Origin of the sequence: Comamonas testosteroni, assembly GCF_014076415.1 — a bacterium.
In the GTDB taxonomy this organism is placed as follows: domain Bacteria; phylum Pseudomonadota; class Gammaproteobacteria; order Burkholderiales; family Burkholderiaceae_C; genus Comamonas; species Comamonas testosteroni_F.
Map to the genome: position 1 here is coordinate 2,803,371 of NZ_CP043568.1, position 26,836 is coordinate 2,830,206.

A 26,836-nucleotide genomic window follows, 5' to 3' on the forward strand; every position below is an offset into this window, starting at 1 on the left:
TGGCATGGCGGTCGATCAGACTCTGATTCAAGGATGTTAGAGGGCGCGGCGAGATTGCCCTGTGGGAAATACGCCACGCCACCCGAAAATGCTGCGCGGCGGATCAGTCCGCCGAGTCGTCATACTGGGGCGCAGTCTTGCGAAAGCCACTGGTGATGATGGCCAGATAGACAAGGCCGATGCTGCCCCAGATGAGGCCCGAACTCAGCGAGCTGGGCTCCACCTCCAGCCACATGGCGCCTACACTCATGAAGCCCAGCACCGGAGTGACAAGATAGCGCAGCAGGTCGCCCGGGGTGTGCCAGCGGCCCTGGCGCCATATATATTCAGCCAGCACCGACAGATTGACAAAACTGAAAGCCGTCAGCGCGCCGAAGCTGATCAGGGCGACCACATATTCCAGGCTCAGAAATCCAGCGGTCAGCGCTACCGCGCCCACCAGCAGAATGTTGTAGGAAGGCGTGAAGGACTTGGGGCTGACATGGCCGAAGAAACGCTTGTGGATCACGCCGTCGCGGCCCATCGCATACATCAGGCGCGATACACCAGCGTGAGCCGCGATGCCCGAGGCCATGACGGTGACGATGGCAAAGGACAGCACCACTGACTTGAACAGCGCGCCCCCCACCAGATAGAGGATCTCGGGTTGGGTTTCGTCCACGGCCTCGAAGTACTGTCTCGGGTTGCCGGGGAAATAGAGCTGCAGAAAATAAGTGGCCGCAATGAAGATCAGGCCGGAAATCAGCGCCGTCAGAAAAATGGCCTTGGGCAAGGTGTTTCGGGTGTCGTGGGTCTCTTCGGCCAGTGAACTCAGCGAGTCAAAGCCCGTGAACGAAAAACAGAGAATGGTGGCTCCGGTAATCAGTGCGCCGATTTCGGCCTGGGAGCTCCAGAAGGGCGACAGCGTCCACAGGCCCTGGCCGCCATGTTCGGCAATCGCGCCCAGGGCATTACGGCCTGCATGCAGATCGCGCCAGACCATGCAGGTGAAGATGGCGATGATGAGCAGTTGGAAGAACACGATCAAGCCATTGAAATGGGCGACAAAGCGAATGCCGCGCAGATTCACGCAGACCATCAGCGCGGTCAGGCAGACGATCCAGACCCAGTGGTTGACCTCGGGGAACATGGAGGTCAGATAGATCCTGGCCAGCAAGATATTGACCATGGGCGAGAGCAGGTAGTCCAGCAATGACGACCAGCCCACCATGAAGCCCACGTTGGGGTGAATGGCCTTTTGCGCATAGGTATAGGCCGAACCCGAGGATGGGTAGCGACGGATCATGTGGCCGTAGCTCAGCGAGGTCAGCAGCACGGCCAGCAAGGCGACAAAGTAGGAGGTGGGCACATGCTGCAGCGAATCGCGCGAGACCATGCCGAAAGTGTCCAGCAATGTCATCGGCTGGATATAGGCCAGGCCGATGATGATCACATGCCATAGCAGCAGAGTCTTTTGCAGGCGAACGGGGGAGGTGGTCGAGGCTGCCAAGGGCGGGCGATCAGTCAGTGCAGTCATCTTCTACAAGAACAAGAGAGCCGGCACAAAACCCGCACCGGCCTGCGCGTGGCAATGCGCCGCAGAGATGGGTCCCAGCTTGGTTGCCACTGTGTTATCAATGGTTTGGACATGCCCTGAAGCAGGGCGCCATTCTTGGGTTCCGCTGGGCCTCGGGTCAGGCAACAGCGAAAAGCCGGCATTATCGGATTTTGTTGCTGCCGAGGTTGCTTATGATGAGAAACGCATTAATTTCAGGCCGGTATCAGCGCAGCTTGCTATGACTGGAAGAGCATGAATATGCTCAGCCTCTACTCCCCTGCAGCAGAGACTGAATGCATTGCCATTCGGCTTCGGTCACGGGGGTAATGGAGAGACGATTGCCTTTTTGCAGCACGCGCATCTGCGCCAGTTGAGGTTGTTCGCGTAGTTCTGGCATCAGCAGTGGGCGGATCTTTTTCAGCGCCTGCACATCCAGCATAAGCCAGCGCGGTTTGTCTGCCTGGGACTTGGGGTCGTAATAGGGGTCCGCAGGGTCGAACTGGGAAGGGTCCACGCGCAGATTGCCGGCAATGCGGGCAATGCCGTAAATCCCAGGTTCGGCGCAACTGGAATGCCAATACAGCACGCCGTCACCCACCTGCATATCGTCACGCATGAAATTGCGTGCCTGGTAATTGCGCACGCCATTCCAGGCAATGGTCTGCTCGGGGGACGCCAGAGCATGGTCGATGGAATACTCGTCGGGCTCGTTCTTCATGAGCCAGTAACGATGGGCTTGGAGGCTGCTGTCGTTCATAGGTGCATTGTCTGCGAGAGGTTGCTGTCTCAGTCTTCACGGCCACGCTGCCAGGGACCTCGGTCTTGCTGCCAATTGCGCACCAGATCGCTATTGCGTTGCAGCAGATTTCGGGTGTCCAGCCAGCGGCCTGGAATGTCCAGCTCGGCCTCTTCCACCACCCGCATACAGTCCTGAATATGGCGCTCGCCCAGATAGCGCAGCGTCGCGTAGCCTATGGATGCAGCTGCGAGCTGGCCCAGTAGCGGCACATATCTGGCGGCCTGCCTGGTGCTCATGCGCAGTCCCATGGCTTTGCCGAGGCGCAGCACCATGTCGCGGGTGATGAACTTGCCGATCAGCACGGAGCCAACCATGGCGATTGCTTTCTGGACTTGCTCGCGCTTTCCTGGCGTGAGTTGGTCGAGTTGCTCTGGCGTCAACCCGAACTCCTGGTTGATGCGCGGATAGAGCTGTGCGAGCAGAGCGGCATCTGCAGCCCAGTCCAGACCGGGTATGGGAATGACACTGGCGGCAGCGCTGACGAGTGCCCGTCTTCTCAGTAGTTTGCGGGCCCGTTCAGCGGCTTGGGCAATGTCTTTGCGCTCCGCTCTGGTCGCACTAAGATTTCTGAAGCTCGGGTCTTTTTTCCACATATTCGATAAGGAGATGACGGAAATAGAAAAAGGGGCTTGTCGGCCCCTTTTGGTCGGAATTCAGATTCAGTTGGCCTTACCGCGTACCATGCCATAAATAAACAAAAGAATCACCGCACCAATGACCGATGCGATCCAGCCTGCGGTTTGTCCGGGCTGGTACCAGCCCATGGCCGAGCCCAGATAGGTAGCTACAAACGAGCCGACGATACCGAGAAGAATCGTCATGATCCAGCCCATGCTGTCATTGCCCGGCTTGATGGCCCGCGCGATCAAACCGACGATAAGACCGACGATGATGGTTCCGATGATGGACATATTCTGTTCCCTGTTGGTGCTCTAACGAAAGTGACTCTACCCGGCCCGATGGTTCGACTATGTCGGACGATTCTGAATGTAGGCGCGAGCGCGGTTCTTGCGTGAAAACACACGGAGGCTGGGCTACATCAGGGACCAAGGGAGAAACAAAAACGCCTGCAGAAGCAGGCGTTTTGGTCAGGCCCCGATTCGGAATCAGGGCTGCAATGGGCCCAGGGCGCTATATGCAGCAGCCGTGGTCGCCGAGGCGTCAGCGCCTTCGACGCGGCGGGCGCCGTCGAAGCGGCGCGCCCAGTAGGAGGTCTGCATGCTTTCCACACGCACGCTTGCGCCGGTGCGCGGTGCGTGGATGAATTTGCCGTCACCCACGTAGATGCCCACATGGCTGAATGTGCGGCGCATGGTGTTGAAGAAGACCAGATCACCAGGCTTGAGGTCGCTGCGGTCGATCTGCTGGGTGGCATTGGCCTGCTCAGCAGAGACGCGAGGCAGAACCTTGCCCATGGTCTGGGAGTAGATGGCGCGCACGAAACCGCTGCAGTCGAAGCCGGTTTCGGCGTTGGTTCCACCCAGGCGATAGGGAACGCCAAGGAAGCCCATGGCCGTTACCACCAGATCGGAGGTTTTTTCGGCCACGTTCTGACGTGCTTCGCGCACGAAGTCAGTCGTCTTCTCGGCCACAGAGTGGCGAGCTTCACGCAACTGGGTGATGAGGCCGCGGTTGACCAGCAACTGGGCCATGTCGTCGTCACGCTGCTCGCTAGGCGCCGCGTGCGCTGAGGTAACGCCGACAAATAGAAGTGCAATAAGCCATCGGGACATGGGGCGTGAGGGTAACACGTTCATTTGTAGGATGGGGGCTCTATTTCCATTTTTTTCTCTTGGTTTTTGATGCAGCACAGCAAGTGAGCTGCGGGCATAAGCTTATTGCGTGAGCTGCTCTCAAATTTGCAGCGTATTGCCGTACGTAATTTCCCCATTCTGGTGAATGAGGGTCGGGAATGCACCAATTCATGGTATTGACATGTGAAAGGCGTTGCATTGACGGACTTTCTACCCCGGCATGCGCTTGCAGCGACAATAGCGCCATCGATTGCAGCCGATGTGACGCGCTTCCTCAGCGCGCCGCGCGTCTGTCCTGTGCGAGCGCCGCTCTTTTTTGGCAGCGGCTTGACACGGTTTTAAGAAAGATTTGCCATGTTGTTAGAAGCTTCCGAGTCGCAACTGGTTCTGGTGGACTACCAGGACAAGCTGATGCCCGTCATTCACGAAGGCGCGCAAGCGCTGGCCAATGCGGTCAAACTGGCCAAGATGGCGCAGCTGCTGGATGTGCCTGTCTGGGGAACGGAGCAGAACCCCTCGCGCCTTGGCGCCAACAATGCGGAGCTTAAGGCGCTGTGCCAGAAGACGCTGGAGAAAATGTATTTCAGCGCCGTGCCGGAGGGGCTGGGCGAATGGCTGCGTCCTCCCGCCAAGCCCCAGGGCGGCAATGCGCGCAGCCTGCCCAAGCATCTGCAAAAGCCCCAGCAGCAGGCGCCCGAGCGCAATATGGTGGTGATTGCCGGCTGCGAAACCCATGTCTGCCTGTTGCAGACGGCGCTGGAGCTGCTGGAAGACGAGTTCGATGTGTGGGTGGTGACGGATGCCTGCGGCTCGCGTACCGAGCGCAACCGGGATGCAGCATTTGACCGTCTGGCAGGTGCCGGCGCCGAGCTGGTGACCACCGAGATGGTGATGTTCGAGTGGCTGCGCACCTGTGAAGACCCTGCCTTCAAGGAGATGCTGGCTCTGGTCAAGTAAGCCGAGGCGCGGGCCCCGGCCTTGCAGCCCTCAGGCGCTCTGCGGAGCGCCTTTTTTCATTTCAGCCTGCAGCACTCTGAACCAATGAGGATGGAGTCTCAAGCTTGGAATAGACCGAAACGCAACCCCTGCGGATCGCGGCAATTGTAGAAACGGCCGAATCCCGGCTCGCTGGAGCCGGGCTCATCGACTTCGCCGCCCAGCTCACGCACTTGCGCTGCCGATTTCTCGATGTCGCTCACGCGAAAATAAATCACGGCATGATTGCCGGCATCGTTTCCGTGAAGCCCTGCCTTGATGTTCGGTGTCTCGAACCAGCCATCGCCCTGGTTGCCCATGGCGTGAAACGGCCAATTGAAGAGATCTGCGAAGAACCGTGACGTGATTGCCGCTTCGCTGGCTCCAAACTCGATATAGCCCACTTCTCCATTCATACATTTTCTCCTGCGGCGGTGATGCCTGGCTGAGAAGGTAAACCCAGCTACGGGGGCGCGTATTGAATGAAAATGACCGGGCTCTAGCCTGCGGCTTTCTTCGCCGATGTCCCTGGCAGGTCAGAAAAGCGGGCTTTTCGGTGGGCATCCGGCGAACGGCCCGCAAACTCAAGGAACTCGCGCGTTAGGTGGCTCTGATCGGCGTAGCCACACACATATGCGATATCGGCTAACGATTCTCTCGAATCTTCTGCAAGACGACTGGCGCGGGCGAAACGCATCATGCGCATGGCTGTTTTGGGCAGGATGCCGGTTTCATGGCGAAAGCGTTGCCCGAAGTGACGACCGCTCCAGCCGATTTCATCTGCCAGTTCTCGGATCGAAGCACGGCCGTTGCCACTTTCCAGCTTTTCCCAGGCCCATTGGATTTCCGGACTGATGCGCCGCACTCCGGCACTGAGCCGACCCACAATGAACGCCTCGACCAAGGCAAGGCGGTTGTGCCAATCGGTGGCATCTGAGAGAGCTTCGAGCAATCGATCAGCACTCGAACCCGTCAGATCGGCAAGCGGCAATGGTTCATGGTGGAAGGGGCGGCCAAATGCGGCGACACCTGCCCAGGCAGGCAGATCGATTTCAACGCAGGTCAAGACGCCATCATGTCCTGCGCGTAGCGGTCCACAGGACGGACCAACTACAAAGGCCTTGTGCGTCGTCGGTGCGTCGCTCAGCCGACCGAGAGCAATGTCTTGCTGAGCCAGGATGATCTTGAGACGTGGCTGGCATGGCTCAAGGCGCGAAACTGAGCGGCCGGCAACTTCTGCAAAGCCAGCAAGGCCGAACACCACTCCATGAGCGGCTCGTCTCTGATAGATCGTTTCCGAGTTCAAATCCATTTTCCTTGCAAAAAGCATTGTGCTTGGGGCAATTGATCCGAAGGCAAGCGACCTCAATCGGCGCCGAGCTGGGCTGGTTGTCGACCACCCTGTTCCTGGCCACCTCGGGCAGCGCTTCGGTTGCCGATTATTTCTATGGCTCCGTCCACATCAATTCCTCCAATTACAAGGCCCATGGCATGGACTCCAGCGCTCACCCGGTCTGGGGCAGTTCATGCCTGGCGGCGACAGCCGCCGCGCCACGGAGGCTCCCTGGTACAGGGCTACCAGCCTCCCTCAGACTGGCGCCTGGAAGCCGAATACACCATGCCCAGGAGCAACGAGTTCACCAGCGGATCCACGCGCTTTCCCGCGAGCTTCAATCACCACAGCATCGGTTCGCTGCGCCTGATCGTCAATGCGTACAAGGATTTTCCCCTGAACGTGCAGTTTTCCGTGTACGGCACGCCAGGCCCGGGGCTGGCGCACCTGCAGTCCAGCAGCTGGCAAGGCAATGTGAACCGCCAGCACTTCAGCGATTCCCAGAACAATCTGGCTTATGTGCTGGTATTTGGCATCAGCTACTTACCGGTCCAGAAGGTCAGCATTAAGCTGGGCTAACGCTATGTGGGCATGGGCAAGACCCATGGCGTTGCCAACAATTTCACCCATGTCCGTGGCCTGCAGGGTGGGCAGATGCACGCCAAGCTGAGTTCCAGCCAGATCTCGGTCGGCCTGCGCTACAGCTTCTGAGTTCGACGGGCCCGTCTGTCTGTCCGCGCAGCGCGGAGTTGTCAGCTTTTGGCAAGCGCATTATGAATAATTATGAATTCAGAAAGCTCTCTGCAAAAGACGGAGAGTCAAGGAGACATATTCATGACCACGCGTTTCGAAGATTTTTATCAGCGTTCCATTGATGACCGCGACGGCTTCTGGGCAGAGCAGGCCGGGCTGATCGATTGGCAGCAGAAGCCCCAGCAGATCTGTGATTACAGCCAGCCGCCATTTGCCAAATGGTTTGTGGGCGGCACCACCAATCTCTGCCATAACGCAATCGACCGTCATCTGGCGGTGCGCGGCGATCAGAATGCGTTGATCGCCATTTCTACCGAAACCCGCACCGAAAAGGTCTATAACTACCGCGAGCTTCATGCGGAAGTCAACCGCATGGCCGCCGTGCTGCAGTCGCTGGGTGTGCAAAAAGGCGACCGGGTGCAGATCTATATGCCCATGGTTGCAGAGGCCTGCTTTGCCATGCTGGCCTGCGTGCGTCTGGGCGCCATTCACTCCGTGGTGTTCGGCGGCTTTGCCTCGGGCGCGCTGGCGTCGCGCATCGATGATGCCGAACCCAAGGTCATCATCAGCGCCGATGCGGGCTCGCGCGGCGGTCGCGTCGTGGCCTACAAGCCTTTGCTGGATGAAGCGCTCAGGCAGTCCAGCCACCAGCCCGCTGCCGTGCTGATGGTCAACCGCGGACTGGCCGAAATGCCCATGAAGGCGGGCCGCGACCATGACTGGTCGGCCTTGCGTTCCCGGCACTTGGATGCGCAGGTGGACTGCGTCTGGGTGGAATCAACTCATCCCAGCTACACCCTCTATACCAGCGGCACCACGGGCAAGCCCAAGGGCGTGCAGCGCGATACGGGTGGCTATACCGTGGCGCTGGCGGCCAGCATGCCGCACATCTTCGATGCCCAGGCCGGACAGACCTTCTTCTGCACCAGCGATATCGGCTGGGTCGTGGGTCATAGCTACATCATCTATGCGCCGCTGATTGCGGGCATGGCCACGGTGATGTACGAGGGGCTGCCGGTCAACCCCGATGCTGGCATCTGGTGGAGCATTGTCGAGAAATACAAGGTCACGCACATGTTCTCGGCGCCGACGGCGATTCGCGTGCTCAAAAAGCATGATGCGGATTACCTCAAGCGCTACGACATCTCCAGCCTCAGGGCCCTGTGGCTGGCTGGCGAGCCGCTGGACGAGCCCACGGCGACCTGGATCAGCCAGGCCATCAACAAGCCCATCATCGACAACTACTGGCAGACCGAGACCGGCTGGCCCATCATGACGCTGTGCAACGGCGTGCAAAAGCAGGCCACGCGTTTTGGCAGTCCGGGCCGGGCTGTCTATGGCTACAACGTCAAGCTCATCGATGACGCCAGCGGCGAGGAGTTGACCCGGGCGAATCAGAAGGGCGTGCTGGCGATTGAAGGTCCGCTGCCGCCCGGTTGCATGCAGACGGTCTGGCGTGACGACAACCGCTTTGTCAACACCTACTGGAAGAGCATTCCGGGTCGCCTGATCTACAGCACCTTCGACTGGGGCATCCGCGATGAAGACGGCTACTACTTCATCCTTGGCCGTACCGACGATGTGATCAATGTGGCTGGCCATCGCCTGGGCACGCGCGAGATCGAGGAGAGCATCTCAGCCCATGCCCAGATTGCCGAAGTGGCCGTGGTTGGCGTTGCCGACAATCTCAAGGGCCAGGCTGCGCTGGCCTTTGCCGTGGTGCGCGATGCTGCCTTGGTGGCCGATGAGGTCTCCAGCAAGGCCCTCGAAGCCGATGTGATGAAGCTGGTCGATTCGCGTCTGGGTGCGGTTGCGCGTCCGTCTCGCGTGATTTTCGTCACGGCCCTGCCCAAGACGCGCAGCGGCAAGCTGCTGCGCCGGGCCCTGCAGGCCGTGGCCGAAGGTCGTGATCCCGGTGACCTGAGTACGATGGAAGATCCGGCGGCTCTGACCCAGGTACAACAGCGGCTGTAACTTCCGCAGCGGTGGTTGCGGAGCTTCACTCCCGCGGCTAGCGACGGCGGGACGGCGCGCCGGGATTCCGGCGAATCCAAAGTTCAAGGCCTGCGACCATCAAGGCGCGGGCCTTGCTGTTTGCAGCCTAAAATCGCCCGATCACGCCACGCGGTCCGCTGCCTGGCGCCATGGAATTGAAAAACTTCGAGAAAGAGCTGTCGTGCAAGTTGCATCCTCCATCTTCAAGGCCTATGACATTCGCGGCATCGTGCCGTCGACACTGACTGAAGAAGTCGCCCGTGGCATCGGCCGCGCATTCGGCATGGCAGCGCTGGTTGCCGGTGAAAAAGCCGTGGCGGTGGGCCGCGATGGTCGTCTGTCGGGTCCCGCCTTGTCGGCTGCATTGATGCAGGGCCTGACCGAGGTGGGTGTGGATGTGATCGACATCGGCCTGGCCACCACGCCCATGCTGTACTTTGCCGCCGCCACCTTGTGCACCAGCGGCATTCAGGTGACCGGCAGCCACAATCCCAGGGATTACAACGGTTTCAAGATGGTGCTGGCAGGCCGTGCCATTTATGGCGAGGAAATCCAGGCCCTGCGCGTGCGCATGGAGACGGAGGACTGGACGATTACCGGTGCCGGGCAGATCAGCCGCGCCGATGTGCTGGCCGATTACACTGCCCGCATCGTGGGCGACGTGAAGCTGGCGCGGCCCATGAAGATTGTGGTGGACTGCGGCAACGGTGTGGCCGGTGCATCGGCACCCGCCATCTTCCGCCAACTGGGCTGCGAGGTGATCGAGCTGTTCTCCGAAGTCGACGGCAACTTCCCCAATCATCATCCCGATCCCAGCAAGCCCGAGAACCTGCGCGATGTGATCGAGGCCCTGCAGACAAGCGATGCCGAGCTGGGTCTGGCCTTTGACGGTGACGGCGACCGCCTGGGCATTGTGACCAAGGACGGCCAGAACATCTTCCCCGACCGGCAGATGATGTTGTTCGCCAAGGATGTGCTTTCGCGCGTGCCTGGCGGCTCCATCGTGTTCGACGTCAAGTGCACCCAGCGTCTGGCCCCCGAGATCGAAGCTGCCGGAGGCAAGGCAGTGATGTACAAGACCGGCCATTCGCTGGTCAAGGCTCGCATGAAGGAGCTGGATGCGCCGCTGGGTGGCGAGATGAGCGGCCATATCTTCTTCAAGGAGCGCTGGTACGGCTTTGACGATGGCACCTATGCGGGCTGCCGTCTGCTCGAAATCGTCAGCCGTGAAGCCGACCCCAGCGCACTGCTCAACGCATTGCCCACCAGCTTCTCCACGCCCGAACTCAATGTGGCCTGCGCCGAAGGCGAGCCCCATCGTCTGGCGGCCGAGTTGCAGACGCTCGCTGCCACGGAGTTTGCCGAACCTGCCCGGGTCAGCACCATTGACGGCCTGCGCGTGGACTGGGCTGACGGCTTCGGTCTGATCCGCGCCAGCAACACCACGCCCGTGCTGGTGCTGCGCTTTGAAGGCCATACACAGCAAGCCTTGCAGCGCATAGAAGCGCAGATGCTGGCCTTGCTCAAGCGCGTCAAGCCTGACGCCCAGGTGGGCGCGGCTGCGCACTGATCGGCGCGGCACTTCAGCATGGCCAAACCGGCTCCCATGGGCTTTGCCCGTGCGCTGTTCAGTGCGCTGGCCTGGGCGGTGCAGCCGCTGCTGCGGCGCAAGCTGCGGCGGCGCGCGCGCCTCGAGCCGGGCTACGGCGTGGCCGTGCCTGAGCGCTTCGGCCATTACCAGCCTGCAGATCTGGGGCGCGATGGACGCGGCCGATGGGTGTGGATTCATTCCGTGTCGCTGGGCGAGACCCGAGCTGCCGCCATCCTGGTCAAGGCCTTGCGCGAGCGCATGCCGGCCATGCGTCTGCTGCTGACGCACAGCACTGCGACCGGGCGAGAAGAGGGTGCAAAGCTGCTGCGCCCGGGCGATGTGCAGGTCTGGCTGCCCTGGGACTCCCTGGGCGCCACCAGGCGTTTTGTCGCGCAGTTCCAGCCTGCCGTGGGCGTGCTGATGGAAACCGAGATCTGGCCGAATCTGATTGCGGCGTGTGTCAACACGGGTATTCCTCTGGCCCTGGCCAATGCACGTCTCAACGAGAAATCCGAAGCCGGTGCTCTGAGAGTCAGGCCTTTGTCTCGCCCCGCATACGGCGCACTGACTGCCGTCTGGGCGCAGACCGAAGCCGATGCCGGGCGCCTGCGCAATGTAGGCGCCCACGTGGATGCGGTGCTGGGGAATCTCAAATTCGATGTGCAGCCCGATGCCGCCCAGATCGCTCAGGCCGGCCAATGGCGCACTGCGTTGGCGCGCCCCGTGCTGCTGTTTGCCAGCAGCCGCGAGGGCGAGGAAGCGATGTTCATCGATGCGCTCAAGACCCTGGGCCAGGCTGCAACGGCGGTGCAATGGCTGGTCGTTCCGCGTCATCCTCAGCGCTTTGACGAGGTGGAGAACTTGCTGGGCAAAGCAGGCTTTGCTGTGTCGCGGCGCAGCCAGTGGGAGCAGATGCCTCCCCGGCAGTCCGGCGCGATCTGGCTTGGCGATTCGCTGGGCGAGATGCCCCTGTATTACGGCCTGGCATCGGTGGCCCTGATGGGGGGGAGCTTTGCACCGCTGGGCGGGCAGAACCTCATCGAGGCGCTGGCCTGTGATTGCCCCGTGATACTGGGGCCGCATACCTTCAATTTCAGCCAGGCCTCCGAGCAGGCATTGCTGGCCGGCGCAGCCCTGGGCGTGCAGGATATGGAAGCGGGCTTGGGTCAGGCCCTGGACCTGGTGGCCAAGCCAGATCATCTGCAGGCTGCCGTACAAAGCTGTCGGCAGATGGTGCAGGGCAATCGCGGTGCGGCTGCGGCCACAGCCGAGGCGATTCAAGCGCTGATGATTGCTCCTTGATTAGGAGCGTTTGGCACCCTGTGGGTAAAGGTTTGAGTTTGATATGGCCTTGAACCCGAAAGCCTGCTTCTGAACCAGTCTTAACGTTTGAGCGTTCTGGCCGCAGGCTTTGCGGCAGCCATGCTGGTTGCGATGGCTGGCTTGGCTGCGGCATCAGGGGCAATGCCGGGCGTGCGTGTCAGCGCATCGATCATGCGCAGATCATCGTCGGTGAGCACTCCCGAGGCCTGGCGCAGCTTGAGCTGTCCCAGCAGCACTTGATAGCGCGCATTGGCCAGGTCGCGCTCGGTCTGGTAGACCTGACTCTGGGCGTTGAGCACATCGATATTGATACGCACGCCAACCTCATAGCCCATTTTGTTGGCTTCCAGCGCACTCCGGCTTGAAGCGAGAGCCGCTTCCAGCGCCTTGACCTGAGCCTGGCCGGATTGTACGCCCAGGAAGGCCGTGCGCGTAGCCTGCTCTACGTTGCGGCGGGCATCGTCGAGCTGGGCGCGGGCTTTTTCCTCCAGCGCCACGGTTTCACGGATGCGGTTTTGCACGGCAAAGCCCGCAAACAGCGGCATGTTCATGACCACACCAATCTGGGCCGCGTTGGTGCGATAGCTCAGGGGAATGGATGGCGTCATGGAGCCGTTGGGGTAACGGTTGACCACATAACCCGCCTGCAAGTCCACCGTGGGCTTGTGACCGGCCTCGGCCTTCTGCGTGTCCAGCCTGGCGATGTCCAGTGCCAGCTGGGCCTGGCGCAACTGGGGCTGGGCGGCCAATGCCTTGTCCACCCAGGCTTGCATATTGTCGGGCTCCACTCCGGGCAGGGTCAGAGGCGCAGCCAGCGGCGTGGGCTGAATGCCGACGCGGCCCACGAGCTGATCCAGGGCCACGCGCTTGACCTGCAGGTCATTTTGCGCGGCGATTTCCTGGGCTGTGACCAGGTCGAAGCGGGATTGGGCTTCGCGCGAATCGGTGATGGTGGCCGTGCCGACTTCGAAATTGCGCTTGGCCATCTCGAGCTGGGTGCTGATCGCCTGCTTTTGCGATTGGGCGACCTGCACGCTGTCCTGGGCGGCCAGCACATCGAAATAAGCCTGGGCCACGCGCACGATCAGGTTCTGTGCGGCCCCATCCAGCTGAGCCTGGGCGACATCCACGCCGCGCTGCCCCTGTTCGTAGGCAATCTTGTTGGCAGGGCGGTACAGCGGCTGCTGGGCGCTGAGCTGCAGGTTCTGCTGCGTGTTGTTGAAGCTGCTGGCCATGCCCGGCAGGGGCACGGAGGTATGGATGTCGACATGGGTGCGGTTGGCACCGGCCGACATGCCCACGTTGGGCAGCAGCCCGGACAAGGCCTGATCGGCGCGACTGGCCGCAGCCCTCGCATCGGCTTGTTGGGCCTGCCATGAAGCGTCATAGCCGCGGGCCTGGGCCACCAGCTCAGACAAGGTCTGCGCCTGTGTCTGAGCGCCGGCCCATGCCAGCAAAACTCCCAAGGAAATGGCACGCAGAGCGTGGGCGGAGGGGGCTTGCAGAGGCCTGGGCAGCTTGGTCATAGATGTCAGGTTTGGGCAGTCTCGATCACAAGGGGGAACTCAACAGGCAGGATGCAGGAGTGCCGAACGGTCTCAGTAGCGGGGCACACCGGGGTCGGCACTGAGCGACCAGGCATCAATGCCGCCGGTGATGTTGCTGACGTCCTCAAAGCCGTTGTTGACCAGAAACGCAGCCACGCTCATGCTGCGTGCGCCATGGTGGCACAGGCAGGCGACGGGGTGGTCCGGGTCCAGCTCCTGCAGACGGCCAGGGATATCGTGCATGGGAATGCAGCGCAACTCGAAGCCCTCACCGGGTTGAATACTGGCCAAGGTGACTTCCCAGGGTTCGCGCACATCCAGCACCACGGGCTTGACGCCGTTCGCGGCATGAGAGGCCAGCCATTGCTGGAACTGGGCGGGCAAGACCTGGGTCAACATAAAAACTCCTGGTGGCCGGCCTCCGAATCTGCGGGCCGGCCCTGACACTGAAAGATGGGCCCTGCCGGATGCACCGAAGTGACGGTTCCACAAAGCAGGGCGAACGCAGCAAGCGTTTAGAACGAGAAGCGCGAAGGCTCTTCAAAGCCTACGAGGCGCGTGGCGGCTGTATCCCAGGGTTGCTGGACTTCGAAGTTGTTGCCGTTTTTGGTCACCAGCGTGAAGCGCATCACGGGCATGTGACCGACGATGGCGGCAATGCGGCCACCTTCGTTGAGCTGGGCGTAAAGCGCATCGGGAACCTGGGCCACCGAGCCGCTGAGCAGGATCACGTCGAACGTGCCCTGTGCCAAGGAGGCGGTGGCACCGTTGGCCAATTTGACTTCGACGTTCTTGACGCCAGCGCTGAGCAGATTCTCACGGGCCATTTCGGCCAGCTCGGGGTCGATCTCCAGCGTTACCACTTCCTTGGCCTGGGCAGCCAGCAGGGCTGCCATATAGCCGGAGCCAGAGCCGATCTCAAGCACGCGGTCTGTGGGCTTGATCTTGGCGTCTTGCAGCATGCGCGCTTCGATCTTGGGTGCCAGCATATGCCAGCCCTTGGCGGCAGCTTCTTCGGCAGTGCCCTTCAAGGGGACTTCGATGTCCATATAGGCCATGTTCGCGTATTCGGGCGACACATAGTCTTCACGGTGGACCTTGCCCATCAGCTCCAGCACGGACTCGTCCAGCACGTTCCAGGGACGGATTTGCTGTTCGATCATGTTGAAACGAGCCTGCGCGTGCACATCGCGCGGGTCCACTTGGGCATTCATTGGCAGGGCCATGGTATCTCCGGGGAAAGACTTATCAGGACAAACCATCGATTCTACGAGCCTCGGAGGCTTCGTGCGGCGGCTCAGCGCTTTTTGAGGGGGCGCCAGACCATTTACGGCGCATCCAGTTGGCAAAATCATCGAGATAGCAGTAAACCACAGGCACCACGACCAGGGTCAGCAGCGAGGAAGTGATGACGCCGCCGATCACGGCCTGGCCCATGGGGGCGCGTTGCTCGGAGCCTTCGGTGACCGCAAAGGCCAGCGGCACCATGCCGAAGATCATGGCCAGCGTGGTCATCAGGATCGGGCGCAGGCGCACCCGGGCCGCCAGCAGCAGCGCTTCGTTGCGCGGCAGGCCTGGCTCGGTCTGGCCGCTGACCTCGTCGGTGCGGGGTTCGCGGGCGCGGATGGCAAAGTCCACCAGCAAAATGGCGTTCTTGGTCACCAGACCCATGAGCATGACCACTCCGATGATGGAGAACATGGACAGGGCCGAGCCGAACATCATCAGTGCCAGCACCACGCCTATCAGAGTCAGGGGCAGCGAGGTCATGAGCGCCAGGGGCTGGAGAAAGCTCTTGAACTGGCTGGCCAGAATCATGTAGATGAAGATGATGGCCAGCATCAGCGCGGAAATCGCGTAGCCAAAGGATTCGGCCATGTTCTTGGCCGCACCGCTGAACTGGTAGCTATAGCCGGGCGGCATGGGAATGGTGGCCAGTGCCTGCTTGATATCGGCCGTGACCTCGCCCGTGCTGCGCAGATAGACATTGGCGTTGATGGCGACCTCGCGGTTGAGATTGCGGCGGTTGATCTGGCTGGGGCCGGTGCTGTCCACCACGCTGGCAATCTGGTTGAGGCGCACGATGCGCATGCCGCCATCTCCGGCCGCCAGTGCAAACGGCAGGCGCTCCAGGTCCTGCGGCGTGGTGCGCACCTCGGGCTCGAGCCGCACGTTCACGTCATAGGTCTGGTCGTCGCTGGCCCGCCAGTTGCCCACGGTCTGGCCGGCCACCCAGGTGCGCAGCGCGCCGGCCATATTGCCTATCGACAGGCCCAGATCGGCCGCGGCATCGCGATGGACCTCGATATTGACCATGGGCTTGTTGGGCTTGAGGCTGGAGTCCAGGTCGACCAGGCCCGGAATATCGTCGATTCGCTCCTGCACGATCTGGCTCAGGCGGGCCAGTTCGTCCAGATCTGGGCCCATGAGAGAGAATTCGACCTGCTTTTGCCCGCCCACGGCCTCGCGCAGGCCCACATGGGTGAGCTTGATGCCCGCTATCGCCTGCAGCCTGGGGCGCAGATAGGCCGAAATCTCGTCCACATTGCGGTTGCGCTGATGGCGGTCAACCAGGCGCACATAGATATTGGCGTAGTTCTTGCCGTTGGCATTGCCGGTGTTGATGGTGGTCAGCGTGTAGCGCACCTCGGGCAAGGCGCGCAATATGTCCGTCACCTGTCTGGCCTTGGCTTCGGTGGCTTCGATCGAGGAGCCTTCGGGGGTGTTGAAGCTGATCGAAGTTTCCGAGAAGTCCGCCTTGGGTACAAATTCGGTGCCAAGCAAGGGTACAAGCGCGATGCTAGCTATGAAAATAATGAATGCCAGCGCCAGGGTGAGCAGCTTGTGGGCCAGCGACCAGCGCAGTATGCCCTGGTAGAAGTCCGAGAGCCGGTCGCTCATGCGCTCCACCCAGGCCGTCACGCGCCCCAGCGTGCGGTCGTACAGGCTTTTGCTGTCATGTTCGCCGTGGGCGTGGATCGCCGGGTCATGCCAGACGCTGGAAAGCATGGGGTCCAGCGTGAAGCTGACAAACATGGAGATCAGCACGGCAGCCACGATGGTGATGCCGAACTCATGGAAGAACTGCCCGATGATGCCGCCCATAAAGCCTATGGGCAGAAATACGGCGACGATGGAGAGCGTGGTGGCAAGCACGGCCAGCCCGATCTCCTGCGTGCCTTCCATGGCTGCCTGATAGGCGTTCTTGCCCATCTGTACATGGCGCACGATGTTCTCTCGCACCACGATGGCATCGTCGATCAGCAGGCCCACGCAAAGCGAGAGCGCCATCAGCGTGACCATATTGATGGAAAAGCCGAACCAGTACATGAAGAGGAAGGTGCCGATCAGCGCGATGGGCAGTGTCAGCCCCGTGATCACCGTGGAACGCCAGGAGTTCAGGAACAGAAACACGATGAGCACCGTGAGCAAGGCACCCTCGATCAGCGTCTGGCGAACGTTGTCCACGCCCACGCGGATGGCGCGCGAGTTGTCGGCAATCGCCTGCAGGCGCACGCCGGGCGGCAGCTCGGGAGCGATGGCTTTGATCGCTGCATTCAGGCCGTCGACCACCTCGATGGTGTTCTCGTCCTGGGCCTTTTGCACGGACATCAGCAGCGTACGGCTGCCGTTGTACAGCGCCAGGGTCTGCAGCTCCTGCGCATCGTCCTGCACGCGGGCCAGCTGGCCGACGCGGATCGGGGCGCCGTTGCGGTAGGCCACGATGATGCGGGCGAATTCCTCGGGGCGCTGAATGCGGGCATCGATCTGCACCACGCGTTCCTGGGCCTTGGATCGGATCGCCCCCACGGGCAGATCCTGGTTCTCGGCACGCACCGCCTGGGCAACCTGCTCGGGGGTGATGGCGTAGGCCTCGAGCGCCCGTGGGTCCAGATAGACATTGATCTCGCGCTTGGTGGCTCCCACCATGTTCACGGCGCCCACGCCGCGCACGTTCTCCAGCCGCTTTTTCAGCACCTGGTCGGCCCAACTGGTCAGTGCAATCGCATCGGGCGGCATCACGTTCTGGCCATCGGGGGCGGGCTCGCCGTGCAGGGCATGGGGGTCTGGCAGCACGGCCAGCGACCAGACTGCCGTGCTGGCCGGGTCGAAACGGATGACGCGCGGTTCCTTGACCTCGTCGCGCAGAGTGGGGCGCACCGAGGCGACCTTCTCGCGCACATCGTCGGCAGCGCGGCGCCCGTCTATATGCAGCTGGAACTCGATGATGACGACGCTGGTGCCTTCGTAGCTGCGCGAGGTCAGGGCATTGATGCCGGCGACCGAGTTGACGCTTTCCTCGATCTTCTTGGTGACCTCGCTCTCCACGATCTCGGGCGAGGCGCCCGGATATTCGACTGTCACCACCACCACGGGAAATTCGATGTTCGGGAACTGGTCGACCTTGAGCCGTTGGTAGGAAAAAATGCCCGACACCACAAATGCCAGCATGAGCATGGTGGCCAGAACCGGGTTTTTCAGGCTGATGCGCGTGAACCACATTTATGGGCTCCCGGGGCGACCTGCTTCCGCCTCCTTGGCACCGGGGGCCTTAACGGCAGCCTGGTTCGACTCCTCGACCAGCGTTCCTTCGCGCAGACCGCCGGTGCTGCCGGCCAGTATCCGGTCGCCCGCATTCAGGCCTTTGAGGATCTGAACCCAGGTTGCACCTTCATGGGCAGACTGGCGCCCCAGTTCCACGGTCTTGTGGATCACTCGAAGCTCTGTGCGGGCGGCCATCTCCTGGGCCGGCTGCGGTGCGACTGCGGCCACGGCCGGCTTGCCGGCTTGCAGCACCTGCACATAGGGCTGGGGCTTGTCGGTGCGCACGGCGGCCAGAGGCACGGCCAGTTGGCTGGCGTTGCCGGTCAGTAGGCTTCCTTGCAAAAATAGACCAGGGCGCAACTGGGGAGTGCGCTGGCTGCTATTGTTCTTGGCGGCTTCGTCCGCTTGTACTGCCAGATAGACGGCCACGGTGCGCGAGCCGGTCTGGGCGCTGGGGTTGATGCGCACCACCTTGGCGGTGATGGCGGTCATGTCCTGGGGGGCACCGGGCACTTGCAACTCGGCCATCTGGCCGACTTGAACCTGCACCGAATCTGCGGGAGCGAGCTGGGCCATGATTTCCAGCTTGCCTGGATCGACGACTTCGACGATGCGCGCTTCCACACCGACACGCTCCCCGTTCTGGACAAAGCGCTGGGCGATCCGACCGCTCATGGGGCTGGTGATGACGGCGTCCGTGACGGCCTTGCGGGCCGCATCGGCTGCGGCCTGGGCGGCAGCCAGATTGGCGCGGGCCGAATCCAGATTGGCCTGGGAGGTCAGCAGTGCCGTGGTGGAGATAAAGCCTTTTTGCACCAGGGCTGCATTGTTGTCCTGATTGCGCTGGGCAATCGCCAGCTGGGCTCTGGAGGCATCGGCCTGCTGCTGAGCCTGACGCCAGCGTGCCTCGGCTTCCGTAGCATCGACGCGCGCCAGCTGCTGTCCCTTGCTGACACTATCGCCTTCGCGTACCGTCAGGCCGCGCAGTTCGCCCGCGACATAAGCTTTGACCACGGCCGAGTTCACTGCTTGAACCACGCCGTTGAGGGGAACGCTCAAGGCAAGCTGAAGGGGCTGGGCCGTCAGAACCTCTTGGGTAGCCAGTTGTATGGGCAGTTCCAGCGGCGCCGAGCCGTTGACCATGGCCTGCTTTTTATGCTGCAGATTGACGACTGCGCGCCAGCCTGTGATGGCCAGCAAGCCGATCAGAGCCAGACTCAAGGCCCAGCGGCTGGAACGCTTCATGTTATGTATCCCTCTGAGGCAGGTTTCTTCTGTTCTATGCGCCCCATGGTAGGGCTTGTATTGCAACGCAGCAAGCAGTGTAGTGGGCGCCCTGCAGCATAGCGGGGCCGCAATCGCTGTCACTGGTGGAAATGGGTAGTTGATTTGAGCTACGCTTGACGCGTCTTAAAAACGAGGAGCCGGTGATGGCTGCGGAAACCATTTATCTGGGTGGAGGTTGCTTTTGGTGCACTGAAGCTGTTTTTTATAAAAAAGATAAATAAAAACAATGGTTTGTGAAATTGAAAAAGTGGAAATTTGTGAAATTTCCACTTCTTTCACAAGCTGCTATCACAAGTAGTTAAATTGACTTTTTTACTTTGCTACTAATTTTGATTGGACGTGAGGTCCACTTCATCAAGAGCTTTGAAGAACTCTGACGGCTTCATGTTCAAAGTCTTAATGATTCGGGCCGTGTTGACTAAGGCAAGGTTCCGCTCACCACGTTCAACTCCACCCATGTAGCTACGGTCAATGCCACATGCGTCGGCAAACTCTTCTTGCGTCATCCCAAGCTCCTTTCTGTACTGACGTACAGCCAAGCCAAATTTGACTAATACGAGCGGGCGTTCTTCTGAGGGTAAGGGTTTACGAGCCATCCTCCTATGTTTGTTGTTTGCGGTCCAAAAGACCACGGTTCATAAGAAGACGGTCCATAAGTTCGCGGACTATGAGTATCTTTTTTGTTAGCATCTGTGCTTGCTGATGCATGGTGCCCAGCTAGACACGGAGAACAAATTGTCAAAAACTAAGAACATGGCATTTTCAATTGCCATTGCCACACTCGCTATTACGGCTTCTGCTCAATCCTTTACTCCAGCGAAGCCGTTTTTCTCCCTATCTAAGTTTGGTGATACAAAGGTTGGAAATTCCAGTATTTGTTGGGAAGCTTATAAGCCTGACTTTACCTGTTCTGCAGGTGATACTAAGTGCAAGATTGCACTGGAAGAAATTGGCAGGGAGGGAACTGATTGTGATATGGCTTACGCTTGGACTTCTCCTAAATCTCGTTCAAATATGCCAGTTCCTCTTACACTGGCTGCATTTGAAAACGCAGTCCCAGATATTACATGGCCAAAAGGTTTAATGCCTCAAAACTTTCAAAGCTACGGCCAGTTGGAGTTTTTCTATCAAGCTTTGATGTATGTTCCTGCGTTGCCATCTGCAAGCATGAGCGCATCCGACATTAAAAAAGCAGTGGTTGCGCTTGATAGCAAGCTGAATAAAATTAACACTGACCGTGAGCGCATCTGGAATCGTGTTTTTGATAAAAATCAGACGTGGGGTTCTTGGAATAAAGCAAAAATTCAAACAACTTTGAAAGCCCAAGAAGCCTCCATCTTGAAGCGTCGGAATGCAATCAACTTCATGGCCTCTTCTGAAGACGCTTTCAAGCAATACAAAGCAGCATTCAATAAATTCTTTACCCCTCAGGGTGTTGAAGTTCCTGTTTTGAGTGCTTCTGCGGTTCAAGGTAAGTCCCTAAGTGCATATGAATGCCAGTTCTTGAATGCAACTGAAGACTTTCAAGCTCTCCAAGCTCAATACAAATTTTCTTGCTCTAAATAATTTTCTCAATGCAATAATAAAAAGCGCCTTCGGGCGCTTTTTATTTGACTTTATTGTTTTAATCTAATTAAAATTGAATATAGTAAATTTTAAGGAGATTGAATGAATATACCAAGAAATAAGAATGGAGCTATTGACTACATTTTGATAAATAAAATATATATTGTGTACGACCCCAAAGGGGTTCCTCTATTCGTTGTGGCTATTACAAATTCTAGCCATAAAACCGAAGTGGCGACAGTTAATTTAATCAATGAAATAAAGTCATCAAATATCTCATATGAAGAGAGCACTATTGAAGAGCATGTTTTATATTATCATCTCCATGGGAATAATCATGATTCAATGAATAATATGGAGCTTAAAATTCAAAGAAAGAGCTCTTTAAGGTAATATTTGCCGGCGTTAGTTATTTCTGACCAATATTCCGCTTCGAGTTGAGCGGCATGCTTAAGAGCCGCTGACACAACCCCGCAAATCGCAGATTCGCGGTTGGGATGCGGTGCGAAGCCGCAGGCAGTACAGGCGTACGACAAGGTAAAGCGACGATGTATCAAGGATTGTGTTAGCGGGTCTAAATGAGCGTTCGCTAGCGGTGCGCGAAGGGTGTTAGCAAAGGCGTTGACGAGCAAACCACGACTTGGCTTGCACCTCGCGTGAGAGCTACGTATAGGTGTTGAGCAGTCATGCGCTCGGGCTCAAGAATGACCGCGACGTCAGCCTCCAGACCTTTCAGAAGAAGCGTGCTTCCAACAGCGCGCCGGCCTAACGGACGCCCCAGATGGCGGTTTCGCTCGCGGGTCTGCATCGCCGCGCCAATGAACCCGCCTTCACCGCCGGCTGCTCTAAGCGCTGATATGCAGCAGTGCAGCACTTCGGGCCGGTAGACACGCGCACCGTGTTGGTTCGCGAGAGACTGGAGCAGGTCAATCGAGGTCATGTGGCTGGGAGTTGTTACGAACGCCACTGCGGCGGCTTCTGCAGGCGTCGGGGGCGTTCGGGCTCGGCCGCCTCGTATTGTGTCAACTCGCGTGAGCAAGTTTGCAGTCCCAACCGCGGTCATCAGTGAAGTCGCGAACTCGGCAAGTTGTCGTAGTGCGTTGGGACTCGCCAAATCGAACCGGTGGGCAAAATTCACTAGGTCTTTCAGGTCGACTGCCTCGACGGAAGTAGCTCCCGGCGTTTGCATAGTGAGTTGATGACGTCCATTGACATTCATGGAGTCGCCAATCACCAGAACGCGGCCGTCTCTGTTTGACGCTTCCGTCCGGGCGGCTATGAGTCGCTGCTGCATTTCCATGCCTTGGGTCAGTTGCACCCACTGAACACCATCTGGTACTACACGCAGGTCCACAGGTTGACCAGCTTCTAGTGATGCTCGGGCTTGAAGTAGCCAGGCACCCAATGCGTCCCTGCCTGCGAGGCGCCATCGCCAAGGAGTCTGCAGCGCACCGATGGGCGGAAACATCACCTGAGCTTGGCGCTCCCAGTGGACCAATGGGTCCCGGAAGCCGAATATTGCTTGCATTGGGTCGCCAAGGATGCACGTGGGCAATGTCTGCGCGATGGAACAGGCAATGGCGTGCTGCGTGATTGTGCAGTCCTGATACTCGTCGACAAGCAAGCGCGAGTATGTAGAGGCAATGGCGTCACTGATGTGACCGGCCTGTAGAAGTCCTTGCACGGCACTTCGGATAGCCGGGTAGTCGGTGTTCGGGTTGGCCAGTTCGAGAACGCGCGCGTCGAGGCCTGCACGGAATGGAAACTTGGCCGCTAACCGCATCGCGAAGCCGTCGATGGTCGACAACTTGTAGGCTGAGTTTGGGACGCCTCCTCGCTGGAGCCTCGCGCGTAAAGCGTTGACTCCAGCGTTGGTGTGCGTCAGCACCAAGACTGGCTTATTGTCGGTGTGCTGACTCAGGGAGTCCGCGATGAGCTGGGTCTTGCCACATCCAGCTGGGGCGGTAACTGAGCCTAGGCGCGCCTGAAAGATGTCGATTTCAGGTGGTGGCACTTGTCCACCCCCAAAGCTGCTGGTTCACTATTTGGATGAAGCCCGGTTCTGCATTCGCTATATGAGGGCCGACGATGTCCCTGGCGATTTCCTGGAAACCGCTCACAGACTTGAACCAACCGTTCTTATTGTTGCGAGCGGCAAGTCCCAGCAATGCGCGGCTCTCAGATGTGTAACCGCCATTCAGACGTTCGGCCTCTATGGCATCCAAAGTTACTTGACCGTGCGACTTCGATTTGACGTGCTCAGCCATTAGCTCGCGGCCGACTATTTCGTCCGCCTTATTCAGGAGCGCATGCACGGCGTCATTGCTCGAATGGCGGAACAGTTCGTCCTCAAGTGCTAAACCGGGCCGCCACGTGATGTACTGGCCGCCAGCTGCAGCGAATCTGTTGATGAGTCCAACGGTTGAAACAGGCTTGTCGGCGTCAACGAAGACGAGGACGCGATAACCTAACCTGAGAAACGCCTCCCCCCGTATGAAACATTGGTCGGGGCTCCCTCCGCCTGCGTCCACGTATGAGCCTCCCTGGGCCAAGAATGACGTCGCGCCACAGTGAACCCACCATTGGTCCATCCCGCGAGCGAATCCGACCTCACTGGCGCCTTCGCAGACGATGATTGACTTGGACAGGAAGGCCTCGGCCGCCTTGCGCAGTGTGCCCTGGATGTAGTCGTCCGTTCCGGCGCATGTCGTCGTGTGGATGCCCGAACGCTGGCGTACAACGAAAAGCTGGTCCCCAGCGAGCTCCCTGAGAGTCACCGGTGAATGGGTTGTCATAAAGACCTGCAGCGGTTGAGTCGCGTCCTTCGCACCGAGTGAGTCGAGCAGTCGCATGAGTCGGTGGGGCTCAAGTCCGTACTCCACTTCATCTACTAGGGCAACGGTGGCGGCTGCCGCCGCAGCCCTTTGCAGCCCTGCAACAAGGAGCCGCCCCGAACCGGTGCCCAATGACCGCAGTGGAATGCCAGTCTCGCTATGGAGTGCGATTGCACCATCACCAATCGATACCGAATGTGCATCAAGTAGCGCTTGAGCACTCGCACCGATGGCTACGCCTAGGTTGGTAGCTGTCTGGGTGACCACTTGCAGAGTCTGGGCGAGTTGAGGGCCAGCTTGCGCGCCGAAAGTGGCCCGGGCCGCACGTGCTGCGCTGGCGAGTTCTGAGCCAAGGTTCGCGCGCTCTTCTGTGAGCCGGTTCAACACCGAGCCTCTAGCCCAGGAAAGGTTCGTATTTGCGTAGGTTCCGATTCGTGCTGGTGTCAAGAGGCTGCGGTCTTTCCATACCAGAGACCGTTCCAGTTGCTGTTGGGCGGCTCGGTCGGAATGGAGCGTCCAACTCGGCTCGAGGTCGCTCTTGACCTCAAGCTTCAGTGTCAGAACCGTTTCTAGCCCCGCGCGTGGCTCGTCTTCAAGCAACCCTGTACTGGGGTCAAATCCGCGAAGAAACTCTCCGTAGATGTCAATGTTCTTCAGAGCGTCGGGTAGTGCGCCAAGCGTCACCGCAATCACGATGGTCCGCATGACGTCCAGGCTGAAGAAGTCCGTGTCGCCAAATGGTGCGCTCCTCCGCGCTCCAAGGGACAAGTCAAGGGCATCGAGAATGGTCGACTTGCCGCTGTCACCCGGGCCAATAAGGCAGTTCACACCGTTGGACGGCGTCCAATCGAGCGCCTGTATTGAGCGGAAATTGCGAATTTCAAGTCTACGGACGCGCGTCATGTTTCCTCTTCGTTAGTTTTGTAAATATCCCAAAGGAACGGGAAACTGCCGAAGGCATGCACTGGAACTCGTCAGGCTCCCTCACGTCAGCTTTCTCGGGACGACTGGTCAGCGATAGCCGGCACCGTTGTTCAGGTTAACCGGAATGCGCAAATATTTCCCTCATTTATTTTTTGCTTGTGAAAAATGGATGAGGCGCTGTCAGCAGACCTCTGACGCTGGAGCACGCACCGTTGGTGCCGATACCACCAATCAAAAGAGCCTTAGGTGCGGTGGCTAAGGCCACATGGGGCACATCCAGTTCGACCAAGCGAGTCACCACGGTCTATTTTTCGGATTGACTGGCAAAGCCTGTTGCTGTCGCGTCATCTCGGCCATAAGCCCGTCAAGCTTCGCCAGATGGCCACGAGTAGGAGGGTTTGAGCTACCAGTGCTTGGCGGGGCTTCTGGTGGCTTTGGCCTAGGTATCTTGTCGAGGTAGAAAGCAAGGCTTGCCCGCCTGTTCTTGATAGCTCTTGAGAGCCTTCTCTCAATGGCCTTGTGTTCCATCTCGGAAAGCTGGATAGCGACTGGGGCCGGTTGCTGGGCATAGTCAACAGAAGACGCAAAGGCGGGGCCTTTGAGCCTTACGGCCTTGTCTTCGCCGTGTTGCACGCTTAGGTAGTCATTGCCTTGGCGGGTGACTTTGAAGCCCTTTGCTTCACTCCATTTGATGAGGTCGTCGCGGGTCTTGATGACCCCCATCTGGCTCAACTTGGCGACCACCATTTCAAAGTATTCCTTGAGTTTTTCGCCCTTCCGGTACTTCAGCAGTAGCGGGCTTTTGTGGGGTCTCTTGCTGGTGACTTGAGGCCAGTTGTAGCGATGATTGACCAAGCTTTGAAAGTCTCTAAACATCTGTTGAAACTGCTGGCCAGGTGGGCAGATGTTGACCTGCTTGCCCGTGCGAGCGTCTTGCATAGGGGCCACGAAGTGCAGCTCGGTGTTGCCTTTGTCTCTGTGCAGAACCCAGAGAAGCGGGAACCTTGAGCTATCAAGGTTCGGGGCAAAAGTCCGTTCAAAGGCTCCCACGATTTCGCGTAGCTGCTCGGGTGTTGGGTTCTCTTCGTCCCTGAAGGCCAATACGCCTGACGTGTACTTGTATGCCCGCTGGTTGCTATCAATCAGCACTTGCAGGAGCTTAGAATCACCCGCAAAAATTTTGGCCGCTGGCTTTCTGTCTCGCTTGTTCAGCAGGTAGTTGAGAACGCCTTTTGACTTGCCCTTTCCTGTCTTGAAGGTGCTCACAATCATCAGAGCACCTCATCCATACGAGAATCAGCCAGAAGCCGAAGGTCTATCAGAACCATTCTCAAGCCCGTCAGAACCTCCGTACCTGTTGCTTGATGGCTGTTGAGTTGGAATGCAATTTGATTGACGTTCACGCCAATTTTTTTGAGCTGGTAGACGGTCTCGGCATAGGTCGCAACGGCCCGTTGCTTTTCCAGGCTGGTGCAGTCCTGTAGCAACTTCTCACGCACAAAGCGGGCAAGGGTTCCGCCTTCGCCCTTCATGTCCTGTAGCGCTTGAAGCTCATCTTCTGCAAGCCGTATTTCAAGGCTTTTGGTTCTTATTTTTCTTGCCATATCACTCTCCTTTTTTTGTTCTTCTGATGGCTGTTTGCTGGGTCCTAGGGGTGCAACCCCTAGCAAGGGAGAGGCTTGCCTCGTTATCAAAAACCGCAGGCTTTTTGATTACCCTTGCTCATACCATTTAAGCAAAATATTTTATGAAAGCAACACAGGATAGGTATGAAAGGAAAAAGCACCCAAAGGGTGCTTTTAAGCTACCTACACGGTAGTAGAACATGATTTAAATTTAAGTTGTTTTATAAACTACTTGCACTTTATAAACTATCTAAGCGATAGGACAATCATATTGTATTTTCAAGCCCCACACATGGGGTAAATATGATTATATAATACAAAAATAAAATAGTTTGTCAAGCGTATTTGATTGAATAAAAAAATATTCTTGAAATATTTACCCCTTCCGTCCCCTAAAGGGGAGACACTCTAAAGCCGTGGGGCCAAATATCAAATGACAGGCAAGCAG

At 58.7% G+C, this 26,836-nt stretch carries 24 protein-coding genes; 7 read left to right on the top strand and 17 right to left on the bottom strand.

Annotated features, from left to right (window positions below; translation table 11 throughout):
• Positions 1 to 103: 103 nt before the first annotated feature.
• The 5 genes from F0P97_RS12705 to F0P97_RS12725 form a co-directional block, all read right to left on the bottom strand.
• The gene (locus tag F0P97_RS12705; RefSeq protein WP_182287010.1) at positions 104 to 1,516 is read right to left on the bottom strand and encodes an APC family permease; all 1,413 of its coding nucleotides are present in this window, start codon (positions 1,514 to 1,516) and stop codon (positions 104 to 106) included.
• Positions 1,517 to 1,799: 283 nt separating this feature from the next.
• Positions 1,800 to 2,294: an EVE domain-containing protein gene (locus tag F0P97_RS12710; RefSeq protein WP_182287011.1), complete on the bottom strand. Its 495-nt coding sequence runs from the start codon at positions 2,292 to 2,294 to the stop codon at positions 1,800 to 1,802.
• Positions 2,295 to 2,323: 29 nt separating this feature from the next.
• Positions 2,324 to 2,716, bottom strand: a complete 393-nt coding sequence (locus F0P97_RS28050; protein WP_420093905.1) for a hypothetical protein — start codon at positions 2,714 to 2,716, stop codon at positions 2,324 to 2,326.
• Positions 2,717 to 2,995: 279 nt separating this feature from the next.
• Entirely contained in the window at positions 2,996 to 3,247 is a 252-nt protein-coding gene (locus tag F0P97_RS12720; protein ID WP_003079200.1) for a GlsB/YeaQ/YmgE family stress response membrane protein, read from the bottom strand.
• A gap of 195 nt (positions 3,248 to 3,442) precedes the next feature.
• A complete protein-coding gene (locus tag F0P97_RS12725; protein WP_034349623.1) occupies positions 3,443 to 4,069 on the bottom strand; it encodes a C40 family peptidase in 627 nt (208 codons plus the stop codon).
• A gap of 375 nt (positions 4,070 to 4,444) precedes the next feature.
• Between F0P97_RS12725 and F0P97_RS12730 the strand changes: the two genes are divergently transcribed.
• Positions 4,445 to 5,047 carry an isochorismatase family protein gene (locus tag F0P97_RS12730; protein WP_004340903.1) on the top strand — a complete coding sequence of 201 codons (603 nt, stop codon included), beginning with the start codon at positions 4,445 to 4,447 and terminating at the stop codon, positions 5,045 to 5,047.
• Between the two features lie 98 nt (positions 5,048 to 5,145).
• Here the strand turns inward: F0P97_RS12730 and F0P97_RS12735 are convergent, their stop codons facing one another.
• Positions 5,146 to 5,481 carry a VOC family protein gene (locus F0P97_RS12735; protein WP_182287013.1) on the bottom strand — a complete coding sequence of 112 codons (336 nt, stop codon included), beginning with the start codon at positions 5,479 to 5,481 and terminating at the stop codon, positions 5,146 to 5,148.
• Positions 5,482 to 5,564: 83 nt separating this feature from the next.
• Entirely contained in the window at positions 5,565 to 6,371 is an 807-nt protein-coding gene (locus F0P97_RS12740) for a helix-turn-helix domain-containing protein (protein WP_182287014.1), read from the bottom strand.
• A 180-nt stretch (positions 6,372 to 6,551) separates the two neighbouring features.
• Between F0P97_RS12740 and F0P97_RS27555 the strand changes: the two genes are divergently transcribed.
• The 4 genes from F0P97_RS27555 (at position 6,552) to F0P97_RS12760 (ending at position 12,039) form a co-directional block, all read left to right on the top strand.
• Positions 6,552 to 6,977 (top strand): hypothetical protein, encoded by a 426-nt coding sequence (locus tag F0P97_RS27555; RefSeq protein WP_232538229.1) that lies wholly within the window; start codon positions 6,552 to 6,554, stop codon positions 6,975 to 6,977.
• Between the two features lie 255 nt (positions 6,978 to 7,232).
• Complete coding sequence (locus tag F0P97_RS12750; protein ID WP_182287015.1) at positions 7,233 to 9,125, top strand: propionate--CoA ligase; 1,893 nt, start codon at positions 7,233 to 7,235, stop codon at positions 9,123 to 9,125.
• Positions 9,126 to 9,327: 202 nt separating this feature from the next.
• The gene (locus F0P97_RS12755; protein WP_182287016.1) at positions 9,328 to 10,716 is read left to right on the top strand and encodes a phosphomannomutase/phosphoglucomutase; all 1,389 of its coding nucleotides are present in this window, start codon (positions 9,328 to 9,330) and stop codon (positions 10,714 to 10,716) included.
• A gap of 18 nt (positions 10,717 to 10,734) precedes the next feature.
• On the top strand, positions 10,735 to 12,039 hold the full coding sequence (locus F0P97_RS12760; protein ID WP_182287017.1) for a 3-deoxy-D-manno-octulosonic acid transferase: 1,305 nt from the start codon (positions 10,735 to 10,737) through the stop codon (positions 12,037 to 12,039).
• Positions 12,040 to 12,119: 80 nt separating this feature from the next.
• Here the strand turns inward: F0P97_RS12760 and F0P97_RS12765 are convergent, their stop codons facing one another.
• The 6 genes from F0P97_RS12765 to F0P97_RS12790 form a co-directional block, all read right to left on the bottom strand.
• Positions 12,120 to 13,586, bottom strand: a complete 1,467-nt coding sequence (locus tag F0P97_RS12765; protein ID WP_182287018.1) for a TolC family outer membrane protein — start codon at positions 13,584 to 13,586, stop codon at positions 12,120 to 12,122.
• 72 nt (positions 13,587 to 13,658) lie between these two features.
• Positions 13,659 to 14,006 carry a rhodanese-like domain-containing protein gene (locus tag F0P97_RS12770; RefSeq protein ID WP_182287019.1) on the bottom strand — a complete coding sequence of 116 codons (348 nt, stop codon included), beginning with the start codon at positions 14,004 to 14,006 and terminating at the stop codon, positions 13,659 to 13,661.
• A gap of 116 nt (positions 14,007 to 14,122) precedes the next feature.
• Positions 14,123 to 14,833, bottom strand: coding sequence for a protein-L-isoaspartate O-methyltransferase family protein (locus F0P97_RS12775; protein ID WP_182287020.1), 711 nt, complete (start codon positions 14,831 to 14,833; stop codon positions 14,123 to 14,125).
• A 22-nt stretch (positions 14,834 to 14,855) separates the two neighbouring features.
• Complete coding sequence (locus F0P97_RS12780) at positions 14,856 to 18,110, bottom strand: efflux RND transporter permease subunit (protein ID WP_182287021.1); 3,255 nt, start codon at positions 18,108 to 18,110, stop codon at positions 14,856 to 14,858.
• Positions 18,111 to 19,397 (bottom strand): efflux RND transporter periplasmic adaptor subunit, encoded by a 1,287-nt coding sequence (locus F0P97_RS12785; RefSeq protein WP_182287022.1) that lies wholly within the window; start codon positions 19,395 to 19,397, stop codon positions 18,111 to 18,113.
• 365 nt (positions 19,398 to 19,762) lie between these two features.
• Positions 19,763 to 20,035, bottom strand: coding sequence for a helix-turn-helix domain-containing protein (locus tag F0P97_RS12790; RefSeq protein WP_182287023.1), 273 nt, complete (start codon positions 20,033 to 20,035; stop codon positions 19,763 to 19,765).
• A 157-nt stretch (positions 20,036 to 20,192) separates the two neighbouring features.
• Here F0P97_RS12790 and F0P97_RS12795 point away from each other — a divergent pair, with 157 nt between their 5' ends.
• Both F0P97_RS12795 and F0P97_RS12800 read left to right on the top strand, forming a co-directional pair.
• Positions 20,193 to 21,005, top strand: coding sequence for a hypothetical protein (locus F0P97_RS12795; RefSeq protein WP_182287024.1), 813 nt, complete (start codon positions 20,193 to 20,195; stop codon positions 21,003 to 21,005).
• Between the two features lie 102 nt (positions 21,006 to 21,107).
• Positions 21,108 to 21,398: a hypothetical protein gene (locus F0P97_RS12800; RefSeq protein WP_182287025.1), complete on the top strand. Its 291-nt coding sequence runs from the start codon at positions 21,108 to 21,110 to the stop codon at positions 21,396 to 21,398.
• Positions 21,399 to 21,594: 196 nt separating this feature from the next.
• On the opposite strand, the gene F0P97_RS12805 is transcribed toward F0P97_RS12800, so the two are convergent.
• From F0P97_RS12805 to mobC, 4 genes are all read right to left on the bottom strand, one after another.
• Positions 21,595 to 23,019: a UvrD-helicase domain-containing protein gene (locus F0P97_RS12805; protein WP_182287026.1), complete on the bottom strand. Its 1,425-nt coding sequence runs from the start codon at positions 23,017 to 23,019 to the stop codon at positions 21,595 to 21,597.
• Positions 23,006 to 24,742, bottom strand: a complete 1,737-nt coding sequence (locus F0P97_RS12810) for an ATP-dependent nuclease (protein WP_182287027.1) — start codon at positions 24,740 to 24,742, stop codon at positions 23,006 to 23,008. The genes F0P97_RS12805 and F0P97_RS12810 overlap by 14 nt, the downstream gene beginning before the upstream one ends.
• Positions 24,743 to 25,057: 315 nt before the next feature.
• Complete coding sequence (locus F0P97_RS12815) at positions 25,058 to 26,035, bottom strand: relaxase/mobilization nuclease domain-containing protein (protein WP_182287028.1); 978 nt, start codon at positions 26,033 to 26,035, stop codon at positions 25,058 to 25,060.
• Positions 26,035 to 26,367: a plasmid mobilization relaxosome protein MobC gene (gene mobC / locus F0P97_RS12820; protein ID WP_182287029.1), complete on the bottom strand. Its 333-nt coding sequence runs from the start codon at positions 26,365 to 26,367 to the stop codon at positions 26,035 to 26,037. Before mobC ends, F0P97_RS12815 begins: the two co-directional genes overlap by 1 nt.
• Between the last annotated feature and the right edge of the window lie 469 nt (positions 26,368 to 26,836).